This window comes from Polaromonas sp. P4_F9, from assembly GCF_056401235.1.
The window spans coordinates 23,706-48,792 of the sequence record NZ_JBFUJT010000008.1 but is presented as its reverse complement, the minus strand read 5'-3'; the positions used below and the strand labels follow the sequence as shown (position 1 = coordinate 48,792).

The following is a 25,087-nucleotide window of genomic DNA, read 5'->3' as shown; positions in this document are numbered from 1 at the left end:
TAGGTTGAGCCGAGCTTTAGAGCGCTTCCTTGCCGGTTTCACCGGTGCGGATGCGCACAACCTGCTCGAGGTTATAGACAAAGACCTTGCCGTCGCCGATCTTGCCGGTGCGGGCAGCACCTTCAACCGCTTCAATCACGCGGTCCACCAGCTCGTCAGAGACTGCCGCCTCAATTTTGACCTTGGGCAGAAAGTCGACCACGTACTCTGCACCGCGGTACAGTTCCGTGTGGCCTTTCTGACGGCCGAAGCCCTTGACTTCCGTCACCGTGATGCCTTGCACGCCAATACCGGAGAGTGCTTCACGCACCTCGTCCAGCTTGAACGGTTTAATGATGGCCGTTACTAGTTTCATTTCAGGTTCCTCCAGGATGAATAGGGAAGCGGCCAGGCTGTGCGCCGCTTCTGCCGCCTTTACAGGGTTTTGGTCAGCGTCACAACCAGCGTGCCCTTGTTGATGGACTTGCCGCTGGTGTCAACTGACGCGGGATACAGATAGCTGTTTTTCTTGTTGCCACCGACCACAGCACCCGACAGGGAGAGACCGTCGCCCAGGTCGTAGGCGGCGCCAACGCTGTAGTCCATGTAATCAGGCAGGCCGGCGGAGTTCGCTGCGCTCTTCAGGTCGGTAAAGCCGAGGGAGGCCTTGAAGGTCACCTTGGGCATCACTTCCTGGGCGAACGCCAGGTTCAGGTAGCCGGTGCCACGGCCCTCGCCCACCAGGTATTCCTTGCCGAGGCCAAAGTAACCTTTGGAGACGGTGTGGGAGTACTTGGCGCTGACCGGACCGTAAGCGGCCCCGAGGTAGACCTCGGTCGTGTTGGCGCCGGTAGCGCTCGGGTAGAAGTAAGTCAGGGCGCCGACATCCAGGTCGACAGCGCCTGCCTTGAACTTGTAACCGCCATACAGGTCGATCTCAACCTTGCTGTTGTCGCCGGAAGGCAGGTACTTGGTCCAGTTGATGGTGGAGTTCCAGTTACCCACGTAGAAACCGTTGCTGAACGCATAATCGACGCCGCCCTGCAGGGCCGGCTTGAAACTTCGTGTCTTGGAGTAATCCTGGTCCTGGCCGCGGAACTTGTAGTTGCTGGTCAGGGAGATGTTGAATGACAGCGGGGAGGGCTCTGCGGCAGGGGCTGGCGTCTGGGCAAAGACTGCGCCGGACATAACCAGTGATGCGGCAAGTGCGACCTGGACGGGGATAAGTTTCATGAGAAGCTCCGAAGGTTGTTGAAGTTGGTTGAAGTTGCCCGAATTGTTCGTAGCACGTTACGTGCCAAACCCCCGCTCGTTCTGTGGGTACACGTCTACCTTTTCGCGCACTGTCGCGTTACATCTAAACCAAGAAAAACGAATATTGCACCAAGTTGGCTCAAATATGTGCACAACTTTGATGCATTTAAGAGGGAGTTACAAAAATGAGCTTGTCTTTAGTGCACAGCCGTGCCCTTCTGGGTCTGGAGGCACGGCCGGTGTGCGTCGAAGTGCATCTGGCGAACGGCTTGCCCAGCTTCACCCTGGTGGGCCTGGCTGAAACCGAGGTGAAGGAAGCACGCGAGCGGGTGCGCTCCGCCATTCAGAACACCGGGCTGGAGTTTCCAGCCAACAAGAGGATCACGGTGAATCTGGCACCTGCGGATTTGCCCAAGGACTCCGGCCGCTTTGATTTGCCGATTGCCCTGGGCATTCTGGCAGCCAGCGGCCAGCTGGACGCCCGCAAGCTGGCGGGCTATGAGTTCGCGGGGGAACTGTCTTTAGGCGGTGACCTGCGCCCTGTAAGAGGGGCGCTGGCCATGAGCCTGGCACTGGCGCACCTCGCAAAAAACGATGGCGCCATGATCCCTGACAAACCCGGCATGCCGGCCAGGCCACCCAAATTGGTGCTGCCGGAAGGCAGCGCCCAGGAGGCAGCGCTGGTTCCCGACGCCGAAATCTACCGTGCGCACCATTTGCTGGACGTGGTCAGGCAATTCCTGCCGGGTGACACGCCACCCGAGGTGCTGGACGGCTGGACCCGGATCGCGCCCATCCCTCGCCGGGAGCAGGCAAATTACCCGGATCTCGCCGACGTCAAGGGCCAGGCGGCGGCCCGGCGGGCGCTGGAAATTGCCGCGGCCGGCGGGCACAGCGTCCTGATGATGGGCGCGCCCGGCTCCGGCAAATCCATGCTGGCACAACGCTTTGCTGGCCTGCTGCCCGCCATGACGACCGAGGAGGCGCTGGAAAGCGCCGCGGTCGCCTCGCTGGGCGGTCGCTTCGCGCTGGAAAACTGGGCCCTCCGGCCGACCTGCGCGCCCCACCATACGGCCAGCGCCGTGGCATTGGTGGGCGGCGGTTCGCCACCCCGCCCGGGCGAGATCTCACTGGCCCATCGGGGCGTGCTGTTTCTCGATGAGCTCCCGGTTACCTCGAATGAATGTGTATGTCTCTTCTCCGCCTTAGGGGATCAGAAGCGAAGCCACAACCTGGGCACTGAGACTGGGGTTCAACGGCGGGCTAGACATCTGAAAAGCACAATAGACGCCCATGCGATTGATACACAATCATTCAGTCGGCAATATTAATTATTGACGTTTTACTAGTAATACGTCGAATTAAATGACGTTGGGGAGAAGAGTCTGCATCTGACAGCGCCTCAGAAAACAGGAGTTAAAAAAGCTGAAGCGCAACCGGTTTTTGACGCCTTCGACATCGCTACGATCTGCTTGCTGGAGCTGAGTAGCTGTGAGCGACGAAGGTCTCTGTTTCCGCCGAACCGATCAAGCCGCTATGCATGGTCGTCGAGCCTTCGAGCCGCCATTAGGTAGTTAAGCTCATTGAATAGACCATGAAAGCAAAACTTCTGCCACCAAGAAATGGCTATCTGGGGAACCTGCTCTGGAATGCGGCCGAGCTGGCAGGAAGGGAAAAACAACTATCCAAATCGCTAAGCCGGCTACGCGAACTTGGCTATTGGGCAAGTCCGTATCCGGAGCGCGACGGAGTGGCGTTCAAAAGCGAGGACCAGTGCAGAGACGAGGTGGATATCTCGCGAGACTTCGCGAACACCTTCCAGTGGCTCGACATTGAAGTCGCTCATAGCAAGGACGCAAACACAGAGCTCGCCGGCTTAGTTGGAGATGCCCCGATAGATTGCGTTGTAGTCGTGCCGCTCACACGGATGTTCATCGAAGAATCCTTCAGCTTGGGCGGCTTTCATTTTGTATGTCAAAGACAACTCGACGACCGGCGACATGATCGACTTGGCGATTTCGATGGAGAGTATCTGCAGTTCAAGACTTCACTGATGCACTCACATCTTCTTCGGGTCGATCGCACGCTGGCTCACAACGACCTTGTCATTAACAAGTGTCTAGCGCTAGCCGAGCATGCGCTCGACGTCGTTCGATACCAATTCAGCTCCTTCCTCAGGCCGGAGTTCACTCCCAATCCCGCAGGTCAGCTTGACGATGGCACTTATGCCGTCGAAATCATCCCAGAGGGAAATACTCATCTCAAAGCGATTTCGCTCAGAGGTATCTCGCGACCGATGTCGGCTTCAAATAACTGGCTGGGGCCCGAAGTCAGTGCTGTGCACGTAGCAGGACAAGATCTACTTGTAGAAATTCTTCAGGGTAGGGCGGACGACCTGGCAGCCAGCGTAAGAGCTGCGCTACGGGGTTGTCGTCAATCCTTCTATGCGCTCGGGGATGAGTCGAAATTTCTCAACCTCGTTTTCAYGCTTGACGGCCTGGCGCATCCCGAACGGAGTTGGCAAGGTTGGAAGCATCGAACCTATCTGGCTGCACTGATCTCCCATGGCAATGTCAAGCGATTCAGCGCCGTGCTCGAACGCTACGATAACTTGTACACAGGGCTTCGCAATACCCTTGTCCATGGTGGAAAAGATTTCCATGAAGTCAGTGAAGATGCAGCGCAGGCGTGCCAGGACGTCTACGACTATGTGAAAGAAGTGATCAAACTGATTGACACTGAGAACTTCAAAACGTTGGATCAACTCCGTACGTTCGCGACGGAAATTCTCAGACAGGCACCGATCTTGGCGGCTTACACCAATGCAATTCAGAAAAGAAGCGCCGAAAGGAGTACGTTACCTCGGATTCCTGCATGGTAAAGCAGTAGCGGCGCCAACGACCGAGCAGAATTGCAGGTTTTAGATAGTCCTAACTCCAAAAAACGAAGATCAAAAATGCCGCAAGATGATTCGACTGAGATTGACCCAAGACAATGGCGACCATTCCTTCGACTTGGGGAGTATCTGCCAAAAGAGTTTCTGGTTCTTGCGGAGGAATGGCTATTCCTTGTCCGTGAGTATGGCGCAAGCAAGTCTGAATCGCGCCCCGCAACCAAGGAACAGTTCTTGGAATTTACCGCGCACGTTCATGAAGGATGGAAGGACGCGCAGAGGCGGATCGCCGATTTTCTGATTGACGCCTTGGCTCGGCGTAGTGCAGCGGAGGCAAATCAGAAGGAGCAGCATCGTCTCAAGAGCAAGGAGGGCAAGAGGCTTGCCAGAGAGGATGCGGCTCGAATCGGCTTGGAAATCTCGGTTGCTCGTCGCATGTTGGATGTAATCCTCTGGACGATCTTCGCTGGCGACCACTCTACGCTGCGTCGTCTCCACGTCGATGGTGGCGAGCACAATCTTTCTGCGGCCAATATCGTGGATGCGATGAAGGCTGCCGATCACTTTAACAAGGACGCGCAGGTGATGGCGTTGAGCACCGACATGTTGTCATTCGTTCATGTCGGCGATTTGATCTTGGCGAATCGAGCGGAAGGGTCGATTTCTTTCATCGAATTGAAGGCGGGCGAAAAGAACGTTGATATTGCGCAGACCGCAGAGTTTGCGGTGCAGTCAGAGTGCGAGTACTTTGAGGCACTGGCGACCTCCGGATACAACGAAACTGATCGAAAGCACTACGAGCGGGTCAAGCGTCAGGCTAAGCGGAATAACACGATTGTTTCCACCATTCGCAACGAAGGGGGGACCGATCCAAATACAGGCAGCAAGGTCGTCATACAGCCAACGCCGGATCCAGTCGAACATTGGTCTGAGGACGTCATGCGCTGCTACGAGTCCCTCAATGAGAGTAAAAAATGGGCGATTTCTGTCATTGACGAGTGCGTGTACGTTGGCGTTTATAGTGATCAGAAAATGGCCTTTGTTGGATTTCAAGCCTGGATGAAACAGCAGGGATGCGAGTCTCGCATTTTCAATCTCACTGACTCCTTCCGTGATCCAGGAGTCAGGCCATTGGGAGCGACTTACCTTTCACTAGAGCTGCAGAAGAAGATTCTCAGAGGTGAGATATTGGTCATCATGTGTCTGGATATCCTCAAGATGATCGACCTCGCCAACAAGCTTCAGCCAGGATATCTCCAGCTTTCAACGAAAGCCGAGACACTTCGTATGCGCGGTCAAAGGGTGGGAAACTTCACGCTCGGCGGTCTACTCATCCGATCGAACGTGGCCGGTGAAGCTACGTTCCTCGGAGGCGGCTTTCGCGATCGAATCTTGTTTGATCAACAGAGGCCGGCTCAATTGCTTGCTCAGCATTTGGCAATGGCACCGCTTGCTACGCGCGAGCAACCTTAGGTCAAGGCTGATTGCCTTCGCACAGAATTCTCTCAGCGGATGACACTTCAGGCCAATAGCCTAGCTAACCGTTTGCCATCGATCAACTCGAAGCCGTTGGCAACAGCTTCGCTTGCAGCGCCACTAGTGAAGCTGCTTGACGTGATGATCATGCCGCGACTCTTGGTCGACATTCCTCGGTCGGATGCCACAATCGCGCCGATCAGTTCGCGCACGATATCGGGCCCGACCGTTCGGTGCGCGGCCCAGCATTTGCATTGGACAACCCAAGATTGTTCGTTGACGTCGATAGCGTAGAGGTCCACGCCGAAGTCGCCGGAACGGGCTGCCGCCTGGTGAACCACCCGCATGCCCTGGGCGCGTAGAACGCGGGCACAGTCTTTCTCGAAATCGAACCAATGTGGACGACTTCCTTGAGGCGCTTCAGCGATCTCCTCAAAGATCATTCGGGAGGCGGACCGACTGCGGTAGACCTTCACCCGCGCCTCGGTCGCGGCGGCTCCACGCTCGTGAGGCCTCACGAAAGTGAAGCCGATCGGAAGCGCCATACCATAGCGTTGAGCGAGGAATCGCTGAGCCGTCGAGGCTGCACCCGCTCTTCGGAGATGAGGTGAAACCTGATGGCGGGCTCGAGTCGCATCGACATCGTCCAAGGTCATCCGTTCCGGGTTTGGGGATGTGTACCTCACGCGTGGGAGATAGATGATATCGGTGACGTTGCGGCCGCTGGGCAGGCGTCGACGCATCGGCCGCGCGTTAAAGAGTGACGTCCGGTCTTCAACCACCAGGAAGTCCCGAACTATTGCGGCCGCAATCAGACCCAGAGCAATCTCGGCGTCGTAATTCCATAAATACTCTCCGTCGTCGGAGCGCTTACGAAGAATGCCTACTTCCCCGATCCTCGGCGGCTGGCGCTGCAAGCCAATCGGCAAGAGAAGGTACCGGTCGTGATCATCGAGGAAATGGCAGGAGAATTCACCGTCACGTTCAAAGATCTTCAACGCAATGAAAGGCCCAAAAGTGACCTGAACGCGTGCGCCCCAAGGTATGGACCACTGCCGGGCATCCTGCGCCTCTTGCAGCAGAGCCTGCACCTTGGCATAGCCCTCCTCATGCGTCCCCTCAATGGAGACTTTCTCCATCGTGGTGGTGAGGACATCCCACGGGGCCGGAAAGTCGGACGGCCCTAAACGTTCACCAGCGTCAAGCAAGTGGTGAATCTGGAGCCCTGCTTGCCAGAGGCGACCAATGTCGTCTAGGTTCGCATTCATATCGATTGGCATCGTCCTGAGTTCGAGTTGAAGGCTTGCATTCGCAAACCAAGGGCGACGCGTTCCCTTGGCTGTTATGGATGCATCGAGTAGCGCGGCATCCAAGGTTCGCCATAGCGGCATGTGCGCATCAACTTCCTCGCATGCATGGAGAACGTGGTGCAACTCCGCCACAACTTCAAACATGGCCCGCGGTGTTCGCAAGATTTCTAGAGCGATGTCGTAAGATCTTTTGGCATCCAGTTGTGGCCCAAGCGTCGCGGCGAACCATGGTTTGAGTAGTGGATGAAGTTCGCCAATGAAATTCAGGCGCTCCCGCATAGGTTCGTTGCGGATCCAAAGCCCTGTTGCGTCAACAATGGGCGGCACACCGTCGAGCTCCTGACGGTCGCGAAGAATTTGAATATCGCCTGCAGCTCTTGCTCGCAGATGCAATGCCTGCTTGGCCCAAAGTCCGCACGCCCAATCGGCGGGCTCCAAATCAGACGCCCAATTCTGTTTGTCCCCAAGCGTAAGCGCGGACCAGAGGTCGGTGATCGGCTCCTTCCACAGGGGAAGCGGAGCATGGATGTCGTCCGCAGGCTCTTCAGCGTCGGGGTCGAACCTTGTGCCAACGCGCGACCTTGGAAGACCAGCGTCAGGGTGATCCCATAGGCTGTCAAAAGATGCCGCAGCACCGGCTTGGGTGAAGGCGGCCTCAAACCATCCGCTGTGACTGCCGTGAGTGTTCGCCACCGCGACGAAAAAGCGTTTCTCGCGTCGGATGGCCTGCGCGAGCGCCTCGTCGCTTGACCCAAACCACCGCGGGAACGTCTTATCCCTCGGCTGCGCCGTTCCCTTAGGGGCCACCAGGGAAAAAGACAGTGCGGCTGTCGGGCCCGCAGGCCACCGCCAAACCCAAAGGCCGAACCGTCCGTCCTCACGGACTTGATGCGGTCGCCGTTCGTCGGCGGTCACGATGACCAGCCAAGCGGTACCATCGTCGCCGATACCGGACGGTCCAAAAAAGCATTGGGCACGGCTCTTGCCTGCGAACGGAGCGACTAGCCGCCTCAATGTCTCATTGTCGATGGGCCTGGTTGCAGTCGGGCGAGCAGTAGCAAGCGGGCCGATGCCATCGTTGTCTTCGTACTTGCTTGTCATCTGCATAAATCGGTATGTTTGGAGGCACGTGGACAGACAATCTCGATCAGCTATTTGCGCGATATCAATTTGCGCAGTGATGCTACGAAGATCGACGCATGTCAGCGTGCAAGAACGATCTTCTTAAACCGATCTTCTCCTAGAAACTCGAACTTTCTTTGAAAGAGCGCTGCCAACTTGGCATCGGCGGTCGCAAAGAAGATCTGTTTGCGCGTCCCTATCGCTAGATCGCGCAGGTAGTCGAGAAACGAAAGAGCATTCAGGTCATCGATGTGGGCTACCGGATCATCGATCAACATCACTGGTGGCGCACGCTCAGCACTGCGATTCAGCGCCAGGAAAATCGACAAGGCGAGCGCCGCTCGTTGCCCGGTGCTAACCTGATTGACTCCACGGTCGTGATTCCCTTCGCGAGTTGACAGCAGGGTTTCTCCGTGAAAATCTCCCAGGACATACTCGGCCGGCGAGTGAATCCTCGCAAAGATGCCGCCGACATGCCCCCGAATGGATTCGAGCGCCTCCTTTGTTGCCTTTTCCAGCGAGTGTTCTTGGGTTATGCGCGACAGAACGTCATTGGCCTTTGAGAAATTCTCCCGACGCGCGGACAGGTCTTGCAATTGCTCCGTCGCTTCGTGCAGTTCCTCGGTCTTCTTGCCCAGATCGGTTCGCGCTGTCACCTCGCTGCGTTCAGCGTGCTGCGCACGGTCAAAGGCCTCGATGGCTTGCTCGATTGCAAGCTGAAGCGTCTCGAATGACTGATCGACCTGAAGATTGATCAGTTCTTCCGCCTCCTGAACGAAATCCAGCGACGCCTTGACCGAACTCGATGCGCGGTCCACTGTTGTGACCACTTGAGCCGGAGCCACTCCTTGAGCCGTCGCGATCCCCGCGTCCGCAGCAGCTTGGGCCGCTCGGCTTGTCAGTTCTGTCAAGCGTTCGCGCAATTCCGAACTCGCGCTCTGGGTTTTCTCCAAATCCGCCCGCCACGCTTCAAGATGACGGTTCACGACGTCCATCTCGGCTACGTTCTCTTCGGTGCCAATAATGGCTGCGGCCGCGTTGCGAACGTCCTCGTATCCAGCCCAATCCGTGCCAAATCGACTCAGCGAATCGGTCGCCGATTCAAGCTGCTCAAGCTCGGCAGTCAGGGAGGCGAGTTCGGTGTTTTTGGCAAACATCTGCTCCCTTAGTTCACCGGCAGTCGCCAAATTGGACGCGCCGCTCGAAATGGCATAACTCTCGAGGGACTTGAGAGATGCAAGTGCATCACGCTCGCGCTCGGCGCGCTGCCTAGATGCCTGAACGGCTTGGCGCAAACCATCTGTCAAGGAGGGATCCTCGGCAGCGACAAGCGCACTGATCTTGCGCAGTAGCTCTTCGTCGCCATGAAATGTTCCGCACACAGGGCAATGGGTTGAGTCGCCGGTCCGGTCGATGACGGACTGGGCGACCTCGCGAAGATCGGCTCGAAGAGCCGCGAGCGTTTGACCGATTCGCTCACGTTGCTGAAGGCTTTCGATGCCTGTTCGTTCTTGTTGCTCGGCGAGCTCCAAGTTTGTTGCTGCGGCCTCTTTCGCATCGCGGATTTGGCGTGATGCGTACTCTGTTGGCAGATCCGCGACAGCATCCGGGGACTGACCTCCAAGCGCAGCCCGCGTCGCCGCGACTGCCGTCTGCACACTCTGAAGAGATGCTGCCAGCACGGGGACGCCTGCCTCACAGTAGGAAGCCCAAAGCTGAATAGCTTGAAGTGATGCCTGGCGTTCCTTTGCGAGCACATCACTGGCGACTAGTTCGTCACCGGCTATCCTGTAATCCTCGACCACAAGGCGTATCGCCGACAGTGTTTGTGCGAGCACCGCCGACCGATCACGCAAAGCCTTTAGCGTTGTCGGGGTAGACGGAGAAACAGTGAGTGCTTGGCGAATGCCGCGGGTGAGGGATTCCAGATGAGTGCGATCGGATTGATTCATCGGTGCGCCGTCGTCGGGGAGCGCCCATTTGGCACCGAGGCCGCGCAGACCCGATCGAAACGTTTTCGCAAGAGCCGTGGACTCCGTTGGCGTTCCTTGGAGGCGCTTAACCTCATTGCCCAACAACTCCGTCTGCTTGAACAAGATCGGAACCCGTTCATCAGCACCAAGACTCTTGGCCAAAGATTCATCGAGAAGTTTCGTGAGGTATGTCCACAGTGTTGACACCTCCGGGCCCACCAGCAGCAGACTCAAATCTTCCTTAATCTTTTCGGCGTTCGTCTCACTTGAGAGACGAAAGGCCGCATCGGTGTCAAGAAAATTGAAGCGTGTAAATGCGTGCGTGATCGCGCTGGACTGCTGATTGGAACGACCATACCAAGCAAGGTTACGCGCCTTGATAGTCGCGGCAGAAGTAGTGCTCTTAACTTGAACAAGAGTACCGGCCGGTGTGAGGATGTCACCTTCAATATCACGAAAGACAGCCTCGGGATCTCTGCGAACACGTCCGCAGTAAAGCGCCTCGACGGATTCAAGAAGAGAAGTCTTGCCGGAGCCGTTCTGGCCGAAGATGAGATTGACGTCGCCAAAAGAGAATATCCGGCCACTGATTGAGGGGCGAAACTCCCCGACGCGAAAGTTTCTGAGAAGGCCTGTGCCAAGAGGGTCATCCAATGCCGGTGTCACTTTTGCGGCTGTATTGGTTTCGGCGACGAACGCCTCTCCGCTACCAATCAGTTCTAGCATGCGCGTGCGCGGGCGCTGCTCCAGCACCACGCCGAGCGAAGCGGCCTGCAAAAGTTCGGCCCATCGACTGCTCGCGTCGTCGCTGACGTCCGCGGCTGTTACGCGCGTCGACACATCGTCTAGACGGCCCAGCAGATCCTCTTCCGAGAGAACAAACTTTCGAGCGAAATGCCGGTCTCCCTCGATACGCGCCTTCGCCTTGAGGAAATCCGCGCTTTGGCGGGAGTTCGGTCCAGCCCAGAAATACAGATAGCTGTTCCACCGTTGATCACCGTCGGCCTTGAAGAAATCGGTGCCGAGCAGGCGTTCCTGGAAATTAGATAGTTCCCGCCATCGTTCAACCACGTGGTCCGACAAGTCGACATAGGCCGTGGCGTAGGCTTTGCCACCGTAGTGGCGCTCGCCCCGTAGGATGCCATTGCCAAGATCCTTGACGTCCGCGAGTCTCTCGCTGATCGCACGACGCACTGTTTCTGCATCAGCCATGGTTGTCTCCCATATCTCCCAAAGGTGGAACGGCCATGAAATCGGTCTTGTCTTCCATGGCGTCGTCGAAACGAGTCAGTGCTGCGATGGAGGCGAATCTAGGCTGGCCGAATTCGCGGTAGATGATGCACAGCCGTGTCTGGTGCGGTCCGCCGGCTTGACGGAGCAGTTGATACAACATGTCCGCCTTTGTCTCCAGGGTACGTGCCGGTGGCGACTCTCCGAGGTAGACGACAAGCGTCGGCAAGTTGTCGGCGGTGAGAACATTGAAGTGAGGATTGGCCGTTGTCCATCTGACGGTTGAGTCTGTGTCAACGCCGACGACTTGCGGTGGCCAATAGTCACGATTCAAGAGCTCATGATGAATCTGTCCGACGGACGAGAGTCTTTCGTGCCGGAATTCATTTCCTGCAACGTCTTGAACCACCGTTATCCGCCGTACTACTTCATCTTCCGCGATTTGGCAGGAATCGATTTGCTGAAGGGAGTGCCAAGCCTCACGCCCAGAAATGGCGCCCGCGCTCAAGGCAAGCACCCGTTCGATGGCAAGCGGATCAGCCTCAGCCAACACGTGCGCTAGCGCGACTTGGGCGGGGCCATTGCCGGCGACGTAGGCATTGAAGCCGGTCTCGGGTGCGGCGGCTCCTGGCGTCCAGGTGGTTGTGGTTGTATCCCATTCATAGCGCTGGACTGTACTCGGTCCATTGCGGTTGACCATGACCGCGTTTCCCAGCGTGAGCAGCTTGGGCACCAGAAGTTGAAATACGGCCTCGTCATAGTGAAAGAGCAGCGCATGTCGACGTTCTTTCATGTACGCGTAGTACAGCCCTTGGTTGTGGTTTGGGATGACGATCGCATCATCGGATGAGCACTCCTCTGCAGGGCAGTACCAAGTGGATCCTGCAATGTTGTTCCACGGGTCAATCGGGGCTCCAGGATCCCCGTGCTGGACTATGGAGCGTGCCCAGTTAAGACAGAGGATGTGACAGTTCGTTGCCCTCGCGTCGATTCCAAAAGTCGTCGCACGGTAGCGGCGGTAAGCGGTGTTCCTGGGACTGGGATTGAGTTGAATATGAATGAGCGTCGAACGATCATTGAAATCGCTCAGCCATTGGTCATTCAGCGCGAAGGCGTCGGAACAAATGATGACTGCTGCCGTTAGATGCCCGGTGGCCCCCCTGAACCGGTATACCAGTGATCCCCGTCGCAGCAGGCCTTCCTCGAAGAAAATGTTGTCGCGGGATGGGAACGTCTTGAACTGAACTAGTGCAACCAATTGAACCGATTGATCCTGTCGGGTTGCCTGAAACAGCAGGACGACAGGGTCAAGGAGCGATCGATCGAGCGGAAGTCCCGCCCATGGTTCATGCAATACCAGGCACTGGCCGGCGACTTCTTGTTTGAACTGTTCAAGGCCTGCCTCCGTGATGCTTTCACTGCCGAGAACCCACAGCGCATCAGCGGCCGGAGTAATTCCGCCTTCAATAGCGCTCTTTAGCGCGCTCCAGGGCAAAAAATATTCTGGCGTTACCGCGAGATGGGCACCGCTGGTGCGAGCGAGTTCTAGGAAATTTCGTCCCTTAGCTGAGGCCACATCAGATTCCAAAGGGCCGATTCGCTGGTTGTTAGCGAATATCGGGCCACTAGGCTGCATCAATAACGTGGTGTAACGCCTTTCGGTTGGGCGCAGCATTTCCAAGTCGGGCGGCAATAGACCGCGATCCCGCAATACATCGACGACGTCTCGGGTCGGCATCTAGCGCTGCTTCTCAATATGAAAGGCATGCTCACTTGTGAGCGTCTGACATGCGGTCATCGCTTCTTCCGATCAGCACGGGGAGGCGCACGATTGATGTCAAAAGGAAGGGATTTTTTCATCGCGACGCGAACTAGCAGCATCCGAATGGGATCCGAGACAGGCAAGCCTATCTCGGCCAGAACGTTGGCGGCTTCCTCCCTGATGTGCCGGTCAATATGGGCGCGAACAACGTCGGTATTGGCCATTTGCATGCACTTGGAATTGTGGAGCTACAGTGTGGCTCAATTGGGCTTGCGAGTCACTTACTTTTTGTCACCGAGGGCATGGTCAGCTGACTTGTGCATGAGCTGTCGCTTCTCTCGCACGCGTCCATAGCTGGACTTGCCTAAGGTTTTATCACTCCTAATTTCCCTCTGCTTTTAAAACAAGCAGGGCAGTACCACCATGGGTCAGATTTTGGCGGAACTCAGCAGCCAGGGGTGGCTTCGGGAGCATCTCCTCCAATTGGAGGGGGTGCCGAGCAATTCCACAAGTCACTATGTGGGTCAAGAGCTGGGGCGCCATAAGACGCCGGGGATCTAACGAGATCAACACTCCCATACTTTAGACAAAAAGGCCGGCTACAGTGCCGAGATGGTCAAGCGAGCCGTATAACTGCAAACCTACAACTCCGAAAGACAACTTGGCTGGACGCAAGCAACATTACCTGCCGCAGCATCTGCTCCGAGGCTTTGAGGCATCGAGAACAGGCAAGAAGTCTCAAGTGGTTGTTAACAAGAAGTGGACGCCAGCGTACAAGACTTCAACCGAAGGTGTCGCTGCCCAGCGCGACTTCTATTCGCAACCTGGCGACGGAGTCACTGACACGTTGGACGACATCATCACCGACTTTGAAAGTACCATTTTTAACCCGTTTCTCGATCGAGTCAGAACCGCGCCACCCAATGAGCCAGTGGATAGTGAGGACGCGGCCAGCGCCGTCGTTCATCTAACCATAAGGGCCGCGCACCTTCGGGGATCGTTTGCCCATCTCGCACGGAAGATGGTCACCCGATTCGATGAAATACTGAAGGATCCTGAACACGTCCGAGAGTTATTTGGCGTTGACTCTACGAGCCCAAAATCTCTTTTGTCAGAAGAAATTCAAAGGACATTCGATGAACTGCCGAGCGCAGCTTTAACTGCAAAGGAGCGGGGAATACTCGAAAAGATGGCGCACTTCAGGGCACGCGAAAAACTCGGCGCGCAGATGCCCAAGTCTGCCACGGTCATGCGCGAGTACCTCTCAATGTTGGAGGAGGCGGTTCCCAATATGGTTGTGCAAGGCCACACAAAGGCGTTGGAGCAGTCCTTAGTCCCCACCGCGCGACTCGATTCGTTGAAAAAACTGCATTGGAAAGTCTTCGCGATTGAGTCGCCAGATCATTTTGTGCTGCCTGATTGCGTTGCCGTTGCCTGTGCTCCTTCCGGCCAGCTTCAGCCTGTTGCCATGAGCCCAAATGAGGAGATTTCCTGGGTCGCGATGCCCGTTAGTGCGACTCAGGTGCTGGTCGGATACGCGGAGCAAGAACCGCCGATGTTGTCGAACCTGAACGAGCATTTCGCCAAGTGTTCTCTAGAATTCTTTGTCAGTTCGATCCTCAGGCCCGATATTGAAGCGCTCACTACGCACATCGGCGAAGCACTCGAACTCGCGACCCGTGACCTTATGGAGGAAAGTTTTGCTGCGGTGCGTCCTGTAATCGGGAAGCCGGTCGTTGAGGTAAGCACCTCCGACATACGAAATGTCCCGGTGGTCGTCCGATCAGGTGCCAACGCGATGAGGGCCATCAGTGATTCGATCCGGCAGATATTTACCCTGCAGTGCGGCGCATGTGAAGCGGATCGTCTGGAATCGATCGTTGTTACAAACGATGTCCCTGGAGAGGTCGCACGTCTTTACGGCCGGGATCTGTGGCCTTATGAAGCGGCCGTGACTATGCCCGGAACAGTGGAACTTATCCCCGGCACGACGCCCCTTACGCTGCGCTTGATCTTGCCGGAATCGACTGGGCACCTATTGTTGGCCGAAGACGAGAGCCTGAAGCAATCAGCTACCTTGGTAGTCAAGCGCCTATTAGGGCGAGTGAGTTACCTTGATCGCTGGTTTAGTTATCTCGCCCCTATGGCGGAGGGGCGTGTGTTTACAGCGAGACAACACATTGCCTTGAACTTAATGCGGCGGTTTACCTCGCTTTACTATGGCTCCGTCGAGGTTGCGCCGGTGGCCCCCGAAAACGACTTGCACAATGGCGAGTCTCTTTCTGGCCATGCCGTAACCACCGCCTTGGCTGCACTCGAAACCGCTCGCCAGCAATTCAAATCGCACAAGAACGTAGATGCGCTGTTGGTGGAACTAATTCCAGCGATTGACATGCTGCTGGGGACACTTGCTGGATATTGCGGACAGCACCCACATGGCGCCGAAAATCGCCCGCTATTGCAGACTTCTCTCACCTGCGAACCCCTCGTTCACGCTGGGCTTTGGGATTGGGCGCTTCTCTTCAGGCGGGACTTGAATCGACACCACCAGTCATTGACCTGCAAATCATCGTCTGTAGACCAAATGCTCGCTCTGTCGGAGCATATGGAGCGGGTGCTTTGGCAGGTCGGGATATTTCTGTCGGACATCGAGGAAGGCAAGATGTGGGTCGATGTCTGCGATGACGAGCGGCTGAAGATGGTCAAACAGGCTCTGAATTCTTAGTGACATGGATATGCTGCCTGACCAGCGGAATAATAGGTAGCCCATTTCAGGTCTCCATCCTAGGTGATAGCTGCTTCGGGCCCGTTGCGGACTCTGCAGGCTGCAAGCTTGCGCAGCAGAGCAGTCACCGCGCTACCGCTCACAATGTGCGAGTGGCATGTCACTGAAGGCGCGCCACATCACCAAAATTCATGGTTTCAGCCGGCCAGCGCCCCTGGCAGCCACCCTTTAGGACACTGTATGGACGACTTTGAGAATCCGTTTGAATCACGGCATCGCAAACATGTTGCAAACTGCCCGCGCTGCAGCACGTCGCACTCGTACACCGACGTGAAACATCCCATGGCCAACGATCCTGGGTATTGGGTAGTTCAGTGCTCCAGCTGTAGGGAGCCGTTCTGCATTGCAGGCCTGCACGACGTGTTCGATTCTTATGGCAGCTTTGTTATCCTCGCTCGCGAGGAGGGCGACGTCCGCGAGGCTGAGCATCCCGTCGCTCAGGAAGTGGTTCGGCACAACCTAGACCTCAACGCGCTGTCGCTGATTTATGGCTACGACGCTTGCCCGCTCTACGAGTGCACCTGCTCACGCCCCTTGGACACACCTGCTTTGCAGCAACTCGAGAAGGAGATTGAGGCAGTCAACATGCAGTACCGATACCGCGTCCACCACGCCATCAAGGGCAAGTTCGATGCCCACTACGTCGTGGCGAAGGTCAATCTCGCATGCGAGTGCGGAGTCGCACATGAGGCCACCTTCTACCGACGATTCGTCGCCGATTTGGATCAGCCGCACTTAAAGGCAGCCGACTTCGTTTTGGCCGATGTGTCTGGTGCACAGCTCGTGGACGCACTCGACGGAATTCGGTCCAAGGACGACGCGATGGACCTGCTGACCAAGCTGGTGATGCGCTGGAATCTGTTAGCCGATCAGATCATGATCGCCTCGCCCTTCATCGGCCACCAGTTCCTGTCGCCGGAAAAACAGATGGCCATCTGGGAGTGGCTGCTCAGCATGCTCGATGCCCGGATCACAGTGTTCGTAACTCGGAGTGCATCGTGGAAGGCCTACCGTCAGGCAATGGAGAAGACAGGGGTTCCTGTCGCCATACTGGAGCAATTCAATCTTGAGAACAAGGTCGTATCCGCCGGGAAGTCGAAGCAGGACTTCCATGCCAAGTTCTATGCGGGTATCTCGGACGACTGGTGCGAGGTCTACAGCGGAAGCGCCAACCTCTTACGCGGTCCATCGATGGAGAACACATCGTTTCGGCGCGTGACGCGAGAGACGTTCAACCAGCGCTACATGGCGCGGATGGCGCTTAAAGAGCCGCTACCTGCGCCAGAATCCAAGGCCAACGAAAGATCGCTGGTGATGTACCAAAGCACTCCACAGTTGATATGAGTAATCAAATAGCGTCCAATCGAGAGCCCGCTTGAAAAGAGCGCCGCGGAGAGAATTACAAATGCAATTACGGCCAATGGGAGATTGAGCATATGAACTGGTGGCTATGGAGCGCATGGATTGAGGAGCTGAACGGGACAAGGCGCCCGTTCTACGCTTTCCTCGCGGAAACCAAAGCATTGGTCAGCTCTACCCAATACCAAAGAGTGACACTACCTTCAAAGGGCATTTTGGTAGTAGCCCAACGAGTGGTCACAGCAAGCGATGCGGCTACTCTGCTTGAGCTAGTGGCCGCTCGTAGTGACATTATTGAGTTGAAGGCCTTCTTCGCGGAAGCACCAGCAATTGAATTAATGGCATATCGCCAGGTTGTTTGTGAGGCCTTCGGGCACAGCGCAGCGCATGCCGACTGTGGTTATGCGCTGTCGACACCGGAAGAGTTATTGCCTCAGTCGGAGGACACGGAGGCGTTGCTTGGGCATTGCACTAGCCAATTAGGATTGAAATTCAGAAGCACTCATGCGATTCATCTAGGTGGCTTCGATGTTTTTCACCTGGATTCCTGGCTCGATGACCCCAATCCCTTTGGGTCTTCAGTTGTCAAAGGTATCGAAGGCGACGTACCAAACTTGGTAAGAATATGGCGTAATGATCCGAGCGATCAGCGACAAATCGTTCACCTTCGCGCTATGGCGGATGAGGAGATATTGCACGAAGGGGCCCATTTCCTAAATGGGAACACGCGATATATCGATGTCAAAGTTGCAGGCGTGATCGATGCCTATGAATTGAGTCTTTTTGATGACCCAGAGGGGACGCTGCGATACAAAGAGTCGACGACAATGATGATGGAGGCCGCGATTTCGATGCGAACCTCCGCGCGCACTGTGAAACATCGAGATCGATTACAAGCCAAGGCAACCTCTCGAGGTGGTGCCTTACATAATCGGGCGGCTTCGACTACGACAACACATACCTTACGCTCGTCGGTTAACTTCGACCCTTCTGGCTTGCGCCGTCATCGGATTGCAATGAAAGCCAGATTGAACGAGCATATGCCGCCACCTTCGCAAGATCGCTGGTTCCCTCGAACTTTCGAGCTGGGCTTGGGCGTGATCGACCACCTGAACAAGTTGCTCGACGCAGGACAAATCCGTGAGGCAGTTCTTGTTGATCCATTTTTCGGCGAGGATGCACTACAAACTGTGGCGACGCGCCTTAACCAGGCTGATGTTCGTTTGACAATCGTCGCAAGCTGGGGAAAAACAGATCCCGATACGGGAGCCCGACTTGAGAGTAGCGTGGCGAGTGCACGAAATTTTGCCCAGCGCCGTTTGACGCCTGTTTTCAAAAAAATTGCCCCCTTGTTAGGGATTCAACTTCAGTTTGTGAATGTCATAGATAGCGATGGCTCGCAAGCCTTCCATGATCGCTATCTACTATTGAACCCTCACGAAGGCCGTTCGGACGTCTATCTGCTCTCGAACAGCTTAAATAATATGGCGACCAAATGGCCGTTCTGCATAAGCCTGCTCGGAGGGATAGCAGGTATACAGGCCAAGCGCTACATAGAAGGACTGGTACAAGGTCATGATGTCACCGCCTCGACGAATCCGCAGATCAGCTTCCAATGGGCGTCGCCAGGTTTCTCGACGCATCGAGCCTAGACGAACTCCAGGGGTACCCGAGGCTCTTGCTTGGTTGCTCGGTGTAGGTGACTCTGAAGCTTGTTTGCGCCAGGCGTTGATGCGTTCACGTGTTAAGGGATTCATCTTTAACCGAGATGGCAGTTGGCATGTGAATGGTCGCAGTGTTGGTCGCGCAATTCGCCGAGTCGGCCGGCACCGTAAAGCACCATCGTTTCGAGCTATCTATGGCTTGGGGGAGCTGCGTGCTCGAACATCAGTACGTCTCGAGCTTCCAATGGCAGTCTTCCGAAGGCTGAATTCCGCTGAAGTCAAAAAACTCCTGTACGGAGCCACGGAAATGGCTCGTCGCCAGATTCCTCCAAGTCCCATTGTTGAAATTGGAGCAGGCAAAGCCTTAAAGCAATCGCATTTGACTACGGACCTTGTGCGCCAAGGAGTGGCTTTCGTGCGATACCCGCCGCTGGCACGGTTCGGTTTGTATGGATTGCATGCCGTGATTGATGTATTGCTGCACCTTCGGCCTCGAGCGCTGGGGCGTTGGATCGTAGAAAAACAAATCCCCGAAATCAATCGGACATTGCTTGCACATCTTTCCAGGCGCCTGACATATGGTCGATCAAATGAATCAATCTTCCGTGATGTCCTTCGCACGAAGGTGCCACTTCTTCAAGCTATGGTCGCTACGTCACTTGTTGACGAGCACCCCTTAAACGCGCCATTAAGGACATTTTCGGAGTTGATGACGATTTTCCAGGATGCCGGCATGCTGCCCGCGGAGGCATTTGCACTTTCGATGGCGGCCGCCGGTGCAAGCAGGATGTGGCGGATGCGTGTAAAAGATAAGGCTCGCAACGCCGAGCAGCGTCTTGTGATTCTTCGGGCCGATCCAGAAGCAGCAGTAGGAGGAGCCAAATACGCGGTCGAGGAGATCGAACGGTTCGCCAATGAACTCGCGGAATCCGCAAAGCAAGTTAGAGCTTCCGAAGATGCTGTTGAGGTGCTGATGAAAGACATCGCGCTCGCGTGGCCAGATCACGAGTTATCGGATACAGATTTGGACCTTGTGAAAAATGCGTTCGCTTCGGATATGGCTGAATTTGCGACTCGAATTGCCCAGCAGATAAGGCATTCGCCGGCGCGGACACAACTCCTCGATGAAGTGATAAAACGCATGTTCGACTATCTCGGACTCGATGTCCGACCTGGCGTATTTGACAACTACTTCTTCCCAGAGTCGACGGAGTTTCCCGTGGCCTGCAGGTGGACTTCACGAGCCATTGGCTTGCGGTATGAACAAGGCCCTTTGGGTGCGGGTCACGCCACAGCCCGGGCATTGGGTGCGCTAGCAAAAGCAAGTGCTGCAGTGTTGGATGCACCATATGCCGCAGCGCGGTGGCCTGCTCAGTATCAAGCCGCATTGACGCGCCGTGCATGCTCCGTCTGGTTTGCGATGTACGTCGCTTGTGGGGAAACGTCGGAGGAAAAAAGTAAGCGGGTAAAGTTAATGAGCATTGCATTGGACGAAGCACGGGCCACATTGTGTCGAGATCGACCAGACATGGACACAAAGGGATGGACGTTTCGCTTGGCTCAATTCGCCATACGAAGCATGGCACACGCCGATTGTCCAGACGTACGCAGTGCTTGGAGTCAAGATCTGTCTTTACCCGATTTCGTGCGAGCAGCTGTGATCTGGTCGGATATCGGTTTGCTCAGAAATGACTTGGCGGTTGCGGAACAACTATTTCTTGCCGTCGGACATCGGAAGATTCACCTTTCCGAGCCGCTCGAAGGCCTGAATCGGGCTGTAAATCTCTTGGACTTGGCCATTGCTATTTGTGTACGCAGCGACGCCATAGATGTCGAACAGATTATTCTGAGGGTTTGGCCCAAGCTCTTTGACTCTTGGCGTGGTGTAGCCGAGATTCAATTTCAAGATATCCATCTGCAACTGTTAGACGCGGCCCGCAACGACGGGCCATGGCGTCAGAAATTCCTTGCTGACCCCATGTGGATAGGCTCAGCTTCCTTGGAGCCGATTCGCGACCCGATTGTCAGCGAGGATAACCGTCATTCCGCATCTTAGAAGCAAGATGGCTTCGCAACAAAAAAAGGATCGATAGAAAATGGATTCTGAGTACAGTTTTGACGGCATCCCAGATAAGCTAACGAAGTATCTCGAGGTACGCGACAACCACCGCCTTTTCCGTAGGCGCGCAGTGCTGACTCTCGTTAACAGCAACTGGGAGTTGATGTGTTGCGTTGTCGAGGGGTTTCTGTCTGGTAATGCTTCAGACGCCCGGATATCGTCAAAACAATATCCTCAAGCCATCCTGTACGAAGACCTTCTAACAGGAACGGAGTGCTCGAGGTTTGCTAAGGAACTGCAAGAGGGAAAGTGCCGACTGGGTGATATTCACCTAGAACGAGTGCAACCAGTCCAATGGCAGACCCAGCACCTGGCAGTGGACAACACCTATATGCGAAACGCAGGGTGTGTCGTTAGCGTATGCGATACGTCATACACCATTTCACATCCAAGCTCCGGAAAAATACAACCCAAATCAAGGACGCGTGAATGTGATGCCGAAGATTGCCGAAGAAGAAATGAAGGCAATGGGGCTTTCTCGGCAGCAGCGGCGAGCGGCTGCTCGAAAGCTAGTCAAAGGCGAGAAAACGACTCACCGGCCAGGGCGTAGTTCGAGATTAGAGATCTCTTCAAGGGTCACCACCACAGCCTCGACATGGGCCGCATCAAAGTCATCCTGATTGGCTTCTTCCGCTGTGGGGCCAGTTTCTGGATAGACATAGGGCGGTGAAGCAAGGCTTGGTGGCTCCTTTCCGCGTCAGCTTGCCAATCAATCGAGTCTGGATAGGCTTTCCCAGTGCTTTCCATTCCAAGTTCTCGAGCTCGAAGCGCCCGTGTCTGCGTTCTATGACTTTCATGGGCTGTAGACGCCCCGGAAGACAAGGGCAGAATACGGCCAACTCCGGTCATCCGAGCGCGTGCCTCAAACGGCAGGTCAAGACTGGTAGCGGAAGTACATGTCTCAGATTAATCTTCCGTATAGCTGTCGTTGAGCACAGCATATTCAGGCCAGTAAGTGAATTGACCACACAACTTTAACGCGCAGCCACTTTCATCGCTTGCACGATTTTCATCGTTTTCACGCTCACAGTAGTTAGGACCATAAGCAGATCAATCACCTTTTGCTTGTAGTCGGCAAACCGATAGGTGTCGAACTTGTCGCGGATGGTGGGGTCCTTGGGCTTCTTTTCCTTGTATTGGTCCAGCACCCATTCGATGGCGCTGCGGTTGCCCAGTTTGTATGTCCAGGCCTCGCCAGGAATGCCACTCAGCGTGGTCTCGCTGTCCAGGGCGATACTGCCGCCCGGCGGGTCGGCGCGCAACAGGGCCTTCGGGTTCAGGCCCGCAGCGCGGGCTTTGGCGTCGGGCACATCGGTGCGTGTCAGCGCAAAGGGCGCAACGCCTTCATAGCCGATGTGCAAGCCCATCAGCGCCTCGCCCCACGCGGCCCATTGCCAGAAGTCTTTGTAGAACGGGATGCGGGGAAATTCGCGTTTCAGGTTTTGCGCGTACTTCTCGCGGTACACCGGGTCGTGCAGCACGGCGTAGCAGTAGTGGAAGATGGCTTCCTTGGTGATCTTGCGGACACCCTTGCCCTTGCCGATTTCGTCGGCGTAGTGGGCGGCGAATTGTTTGAGTGCCCAATCGGTGATGTTGTGTACTCGTTGACCGTCTTCGTAACGCCATAGCGGTAGACACTCAGACCCTGCCGCCGCACCCACAAAATGAAGATCTGGCAGACTTGAAACACTACAAGCCATAAATGGCTTTTGTGAGCCAGGCTGTGTGTAAACGATAGCTTTGTTATCCCAAGCGCCCGAAACAGGAAATACAGAATCTTGCTGATAGAGCCTATGGGTAATGACATCTGTGTAATAGGTCCACAAGCGACAGTAGGGGCGGTACATCGCCTCCCTGATCCGGCTAGGATTCGCCGTAAGTTCAGTGCCTCGTGCAAGGTGTGCTTCGAGCTCTGAAGTCCACTTTATTTCCCGCGAAACAAACTCGCCAGTTCCTGAACGGTCTTTCGCTGCGCCCCATCGAACGCGCTCTTCCTCATACCTATCGATAAAGTGCGTCACTTTCGACAATAAGACGTCGCGAGATTTGTCGTAGACCCAATCGTCGCGCGAAGTAACTACCCCAAGAGAATGTAGCTTGAATATCGCCCGCTCCTTACCCGCCGTCTTCGCCGCCTTTGTGCCTTTGCTCGCCAGTGGCAGTAGCGTGTCAAAGTCGTTGCTCGTCAAGTTCACCCAGTTGTGCGCCTTGTCCGGTTGCACTTCGTCAAAAGCCATGCCGTTCATGGCGTGGTTGGCAAGAAAGCCCAGCTTCTCATCCGCCGTTTCCATCTCCGGCCTGCGCATATAGTGCACGCGGGCTACTCTTTTATCCTTGGTGCCGCTTACCTTTTTGACCATGAAGCTGATGGCCACTCCGGTCTGGATGCCAAATACGTTGTGCTTGGTGCCGCTCAATTTCGGGTTGGCACGCACGTCGCCGCCCAGATCCACCACGTAGATATCGGCAAACTCCTGCGCCACGGTTTTGCGAAAGCCATCAAACGTGCGGCTCTCGATGAAGCTGCGGTTGGTCACAAACGCCAACACGCCGTTCTCGTTCAACCGGTCACTAGCCCATCGGAAGAATCGGGCGTACATGTCGTAAAGCTTGGTCTTCTGCGCGGTGCTCTCAGCAATGTAAGTCTGCTTGATGCGGGCATCAATCTGCGGGTAATCGCGGTTCTTGTTGTTGTCGTTCTCATTCGCCTGGTTGGCGTTGTATGGCGGGTTGCCAATGACGACGCTGATGCGCTTGCCGTTCTGGCGCTTGATGCGGGCCACGTTTTCTTCGCTGACGCTACCAAACAGTTCCGCAGTGGTGCCCTTGGCTGCGGTGTGCAGGCCCACGTTGTCCAGCGTATCAACAAAGCATAGGCTAGGAAACTCTTCGTACTTGCCAGTGATGGCCGCGTAGGTGGATTCAATGTTCAGGTTGGCCACGTAGTAGGGCAAGATGGCCACTTCGTTGGCGTGCAGCTCATGCTTGTACTTGTGCTCCAGCTTCTTGGGCTGGCCGCGGAAATGCTCCAGCAGTTCGCAAATGAAGGTGCCCGTGCCAGTGGCAGGATCGAGGATGTCCACATCCTTGTCGATCAGGTTTTTGCCGAAGTGCTTTTCGCACAGCCAGTCGGCCCCGTCGATCATGAAGCGCACGATCTCATTGGGCGTATAGACCACGCCCAGCCGGTCCGCGGCCTTGCTGTTGTAGACCTTATAGAAGTTCTCGTAAATGATCTTCAAAAAAGTCTGCTTCTCGCCATGGCTGCTGATCTGCGCGGCGGCGGCGCGGATGGCGGCGTAGTAAGTTTCTAGCCTTTTGAGGGTCTGCTTTTTGAGTGCGCCGGTGAAGAAGGCACCCTCCAGCGCATACAGCTCCCGCGCCACGTTGTTGTGCTGGTGAAAGTCGGAGTCGTCAAAGACCTTGGCGAAGATTTCTTCGGTCAGGATGTGCTGGATCAGCATCTCGCGCACATCGGCATCGCCCAGCTCGGGGTTGATGGCTTCTTGAGCGTGGGCCAGAAACTTGACTTCGGCGGCGCGAAAGCCGGCGTTCTTTAGGTGCTCCTTATCGATCATCTCACGCAAGGCCCGCAACACTGCGGGTAGGTCCGCCTTGAACTGCTCGACGGCGGCGCGAAAGCCCGCGATCTCGGGCCGCTCGAAACTGAAGAACAGTTTGAGCAATTGGGACAGCGCCTGCGTGTCGGTCATGACACACCGCAAGACCTCGGCACGGTTTTGCCAGAGGACGGCAGTGGCGTCGTCACTGAAGATGATGTTGTCTTGCGGGTAGCCTTTTTTGAACTTCTTGTTGACTTCCTCGTTTAGGTCGTCGTCGGCGTCTTTGGCTTCCCAGTAGCCCAGCGGCATGCGGAGCTCGTGCAAGAGTGCTCCGTCCACCGTGATATTGGTCTTGGTGGCGGTCTTTAGCGGGTATTCGGCTAGGAAGATCAGGTCATGCTGGCGCCCCCAGGCTTTGAGCAGGTCCTTGAACGCCTCGCGGACAATAGTTTCACGTTGGCTTCCGCTGACTTTCTTGATGATGTCGAGCTGCTTGAGATAAACGTTGATGAGGATTTGGCTCATACGGCTGCGCGGAATATCAATGTGTTGTTCATGCTTCCATTTCTCCCACCAAGATTATGACCTTCGTGAGTGC

The 25,087-nt window shown here is 55.7% G+C and carries 13 protein-coding genes and 1 pseudogene; 7 read left to right on the top strand and 7 right to left on the bottom strand.

Annotation, left to right across the window (positions count from 1 at the left end):
* Positions 1 to 16: 16 nt before the first annotated feature.
* Both glnK and AC1DUB_RS08975 read right to left on the bottom strand, forming a co-directional pair.
* Positions 17 to 355: a P-II family nitrogen regulator gene (gene glnK, locus AC1DUB_RS08980; protein ID WP_077591625.1), complete on the bottom strand. Its 339-nt coding sequence runs from the start codon at positions 353 to 355 to the stop codon at positions 17 to 19.
* A gap of 59 nt (positions 356 to 414) precedes the next feature.
* Positions 415 to 1,212, bottom strand: a complete 798-nt coding sequence (locus tag AC1DUB_RS08975) for a TorF family putative porin (RefSeq protein ID WP_477729270.1) — start codon at positions 1,210 to 1,212, stop codon at positions 415 to 417.
* 206 nt (positions 1,213 to 1,418) lie between these two features.
* On the opposite strand from AC1DUB_RS08975, the pseudogene AC1DUB_RS08970 reads away from it, so the two are divergent.
* The 3 genes and pseudogenes from AC1DUB_RS08970 to AC1DUB_RS08960 form a co-directional block, all read left to right on the top strand.
* Positions 1,419 to 2,402, top strand: a pseudogene (locus tag AC1DUB_RS08970) (YifB family Mg chelatase-like AAA ATPase); the annotation flags it as partial.
* A gap of 425 nt (positions 2,403 to 2,827) precedes the next feature.
* Positions 2,828 to 4,114 carry a hypothetical protein gene (locus AC1DUB_RS08965; RefSeq protein WP_477729269.1) on the top strand — a complete coding sequence of 429 codons (1,287 nt, stop codon included), beginning with the start codon at positions 2,828 to 2,830 and terminating at the stop codon, positions 4,112 to 4,114.
* Between the two features lie 75 nt (positions 4,115 to 4,189).
* Positions 4,190 to 5,599, top strand: a complete 1,410-nt coding sequence (locus AC1DUB_RS08960) for a hypothetical protein (protein WP_477729268.1) — start codon at positions 4,190 to 4,192, stop codon at positions 5,597 to 5,599.
* 47 nt (positions 5,600 to 5,646) lie between these two features.
* Here AC1DUB_RS08960 and AC1DUB_RS08955 read toward each other — a convergent pair whose 3' ends face one another.
* The 4 genes from AC1DUB_RS08955 to AC1DUB_RS08940 form a co-directional block, all read right to left on the bottom strand.
* Entirely contained in the window at positions 5,647 to 8,019 is a 2,373-nt protein-coding gene (locus AC1DUB_RS08955; RefSeq protein ID WP_477729267.1) for a restriction endonuclease, read from the bottom strand.
* A 95-nt stretch (positions 8,020 to 8,114) separates the two neighbouring features.
* Complete coding sequence (locus tag AC1DUB_RS08950; RefSeq protein ID WP_477729266.1) at positions 8,115 to 11,219, bottom strand: AAA family ATPase; 3,105 nt, start codon at positions 11,217 to 11,219, stop codon at positions 8,115 to 8,117.
* On the bottom strand, positions 11,212 to 12,975 hold the full coding sequence (locus AC1DUB_RS08945) for a hypothetical protein (protein WP_477729265.1): 1,764 nt from the start codon (positions 12,973 to 12,975) through the stop codon (positions 11,212 to 11,214). The genes AC1DUB_RS08950 and AC1DUB_RS08945 overlap by 8 nt, the downstream gene beginning before the upstream one ends.
* A gap of 56 nt (positions 12,976 to 13,031) precedes the next feature.
* On the bottom strand, positions 13,032 to 13,223 hold the full coding sequence (locus tag AC1DUB_RS08940; protein ID WP_477729264.1) for a type II toxin-antitoxin system RelB/DinJ family antitoxin: 192 nt from the start codon (positions 13,221 to 13,223) through the stop codon (positions 13,032 to 13,034).
* Between the two features lie 437 nt (positions 13,224 to 13,660).
* Here AC1DUB_RS08940 and AC1DUB_RS08935 point away from each other — a divergent pair, with 437 nt between their 5' ends.
* The 4 genes from AC1DUB_RS08935 to AC1DUB_RS08920 all read left to right on the top strand — a co-directional run bounded on the left by AC1DUB_RS08935 (position 13,661) and on the right by AC1DUB_RS08920 (position 20,863).
* Positions 13,661 to 15,724 carry a DUF4238 domain-containing protein gene (locus AC1DUB_RS08935; protein WP_477729263.1) on the top strand — a complete coding sequence of 688 codons (2,064 nt, stop codon included), beginning with the start codon at positions 13,661 to 13,663 and terminating at the stop codon, positions 15,722 to 15,724.
* A 240-nt stretch (positions 15,725 to 15,964) separates the two neighbouring features.
* Entirely contained in the window at positions 15,965 to 17,128 is a 1,164-nt protein-coding gene (locus tag AC1DUB_RS08930; RefSeq protein WP_477729262.1) for a phospholipase D-like domain-containing protein, read from the top strand.
* 92 nt (positions 17,129 to 17,220) lie between these two features.
* Entirely contained in the window at positions 17,221 to 18,795 is a 1,575-nt protein-coding gene (locus AC1DUB_RS08925) for a VPA1262 family N-terminal domain-containing protein (protein ID WP_477729261.1), read from the top strand.
* A 256-nt stretch (positions 18,796 to 19,051) separates the two neighbouring features.
* On the top strand, positions 19,052 to 20,863 hold the full coding sequence (locus AC1DUB_RS08920) for a hypothetical protein (protein WP_477729260.1): 1,812 nt from the start codon (positions 19,052 to 19,054) through the stop codon (positions 20,861 to 20,863).
* 1,037 nt (positions 20,864 to 21,900) lie between these two features.
* Here AC1DUB_RS08920 and AC1DUB_RS08915 read toward each other — a convergent pair.
* Positions 21,901 to 25,014, bottom strand: coding sequence for a type ISP restriction/modification enzyme (locus AC1DUB_RS08915; protein WP_477729259.1), 3,114 nt, complete (start codon positions 25,012 to 25,014; stop codon positions 21,901 to 21,903).
* Between the last annotated feature and the right edge of the window lie 73 nt (positions 25,015 to 25,087).

What these genes read in the sequence shown, in the direction of transcription:
- glnK (WP_077591625.1), bottom strand. Translation starts at nt 355, where the DNA reads ATGAAACTAGTAACGGCCATCATTAAACCGTTCAAGCTGGACGAGGTG.
- AC1DUB_RS08975 (WP_477729270.1), bottom strand. Translation starts at nt 1,212, where the DNA reads ATGAAACTTATCCCCGTCCAGGTCGCACTTGCCGCATCACTGGTTATG.
- AC1DUB_RS08960 (WP_477729268.1), top strand. Translation starts at nt 4,190, where the DNA reads ATGCCGCAAGATGATTCGACTGAGATTGACCCAAGACAATGGCGACCA.
- AC1DUB_RS08955 (WP_477729267.1), bottom strand. Translation starts at nt 8,019, where the DNA reads ATGCAGATGACAAGCAAGTACGAAGACAACGATGGCATCGGCCCGCTT.
- AC1DUB_RS08950 (WP_477729266.1), bottom strand. Translation starts at nt 11,219, where the DNA reads ATGGCTGATGCAGAAACAGTGCGTCGTGCGATCAGCGAGAGACTCGCG.
- AC1DUB_RS08945 (WP_477729265.1), bottom strand. Translation starts at nt 12,975, where the DNA reads ATGCCGACCCGAGACGTCGTCGATGTATTGCGGGATCGCGGTCTATTG.
- AC1DUB_RS08940 (WP_477729264.1), bottom strand. Translation starts at nt 13,223, where the DNA reads ATGGCCAATACCGACGTTGTTCGCGCCCATATTGACCGGCACATCAGG.
- AC1DUB_RS08930 (WP_477729262.1), top strand. Translation starts at nt 15,965, where the DNA reads ATGGACGACTTTGAGAATCCGTTTGAATCACGGCATCGCAAACATGTT.
- AC1DUB_RS08925 (WP_477729261.1), top strand. Translation starts at nt 17,221, where the DNA reads ATGAACTGGTGGCTATGGAGCGCATGGATTGAGGAGCTGAACGGGACA.
- AC1DUB_RS08920 (WP_477729260.1), top strand. Translation starts at nt 19,052, where the DNA reads ATGGCAGTCTTCCGAAGGCTGAATTCCGCTGAAGTCAAAAAACTCCTG.
- AC1DUB_RS08915 (WP_477729259.1), bottom strand. Translation starts at nt 25,014, where the DNA reads ATGAGCCAAATCCTCATCAACGTTTATCTCAAGCAGCTCGACATCATC.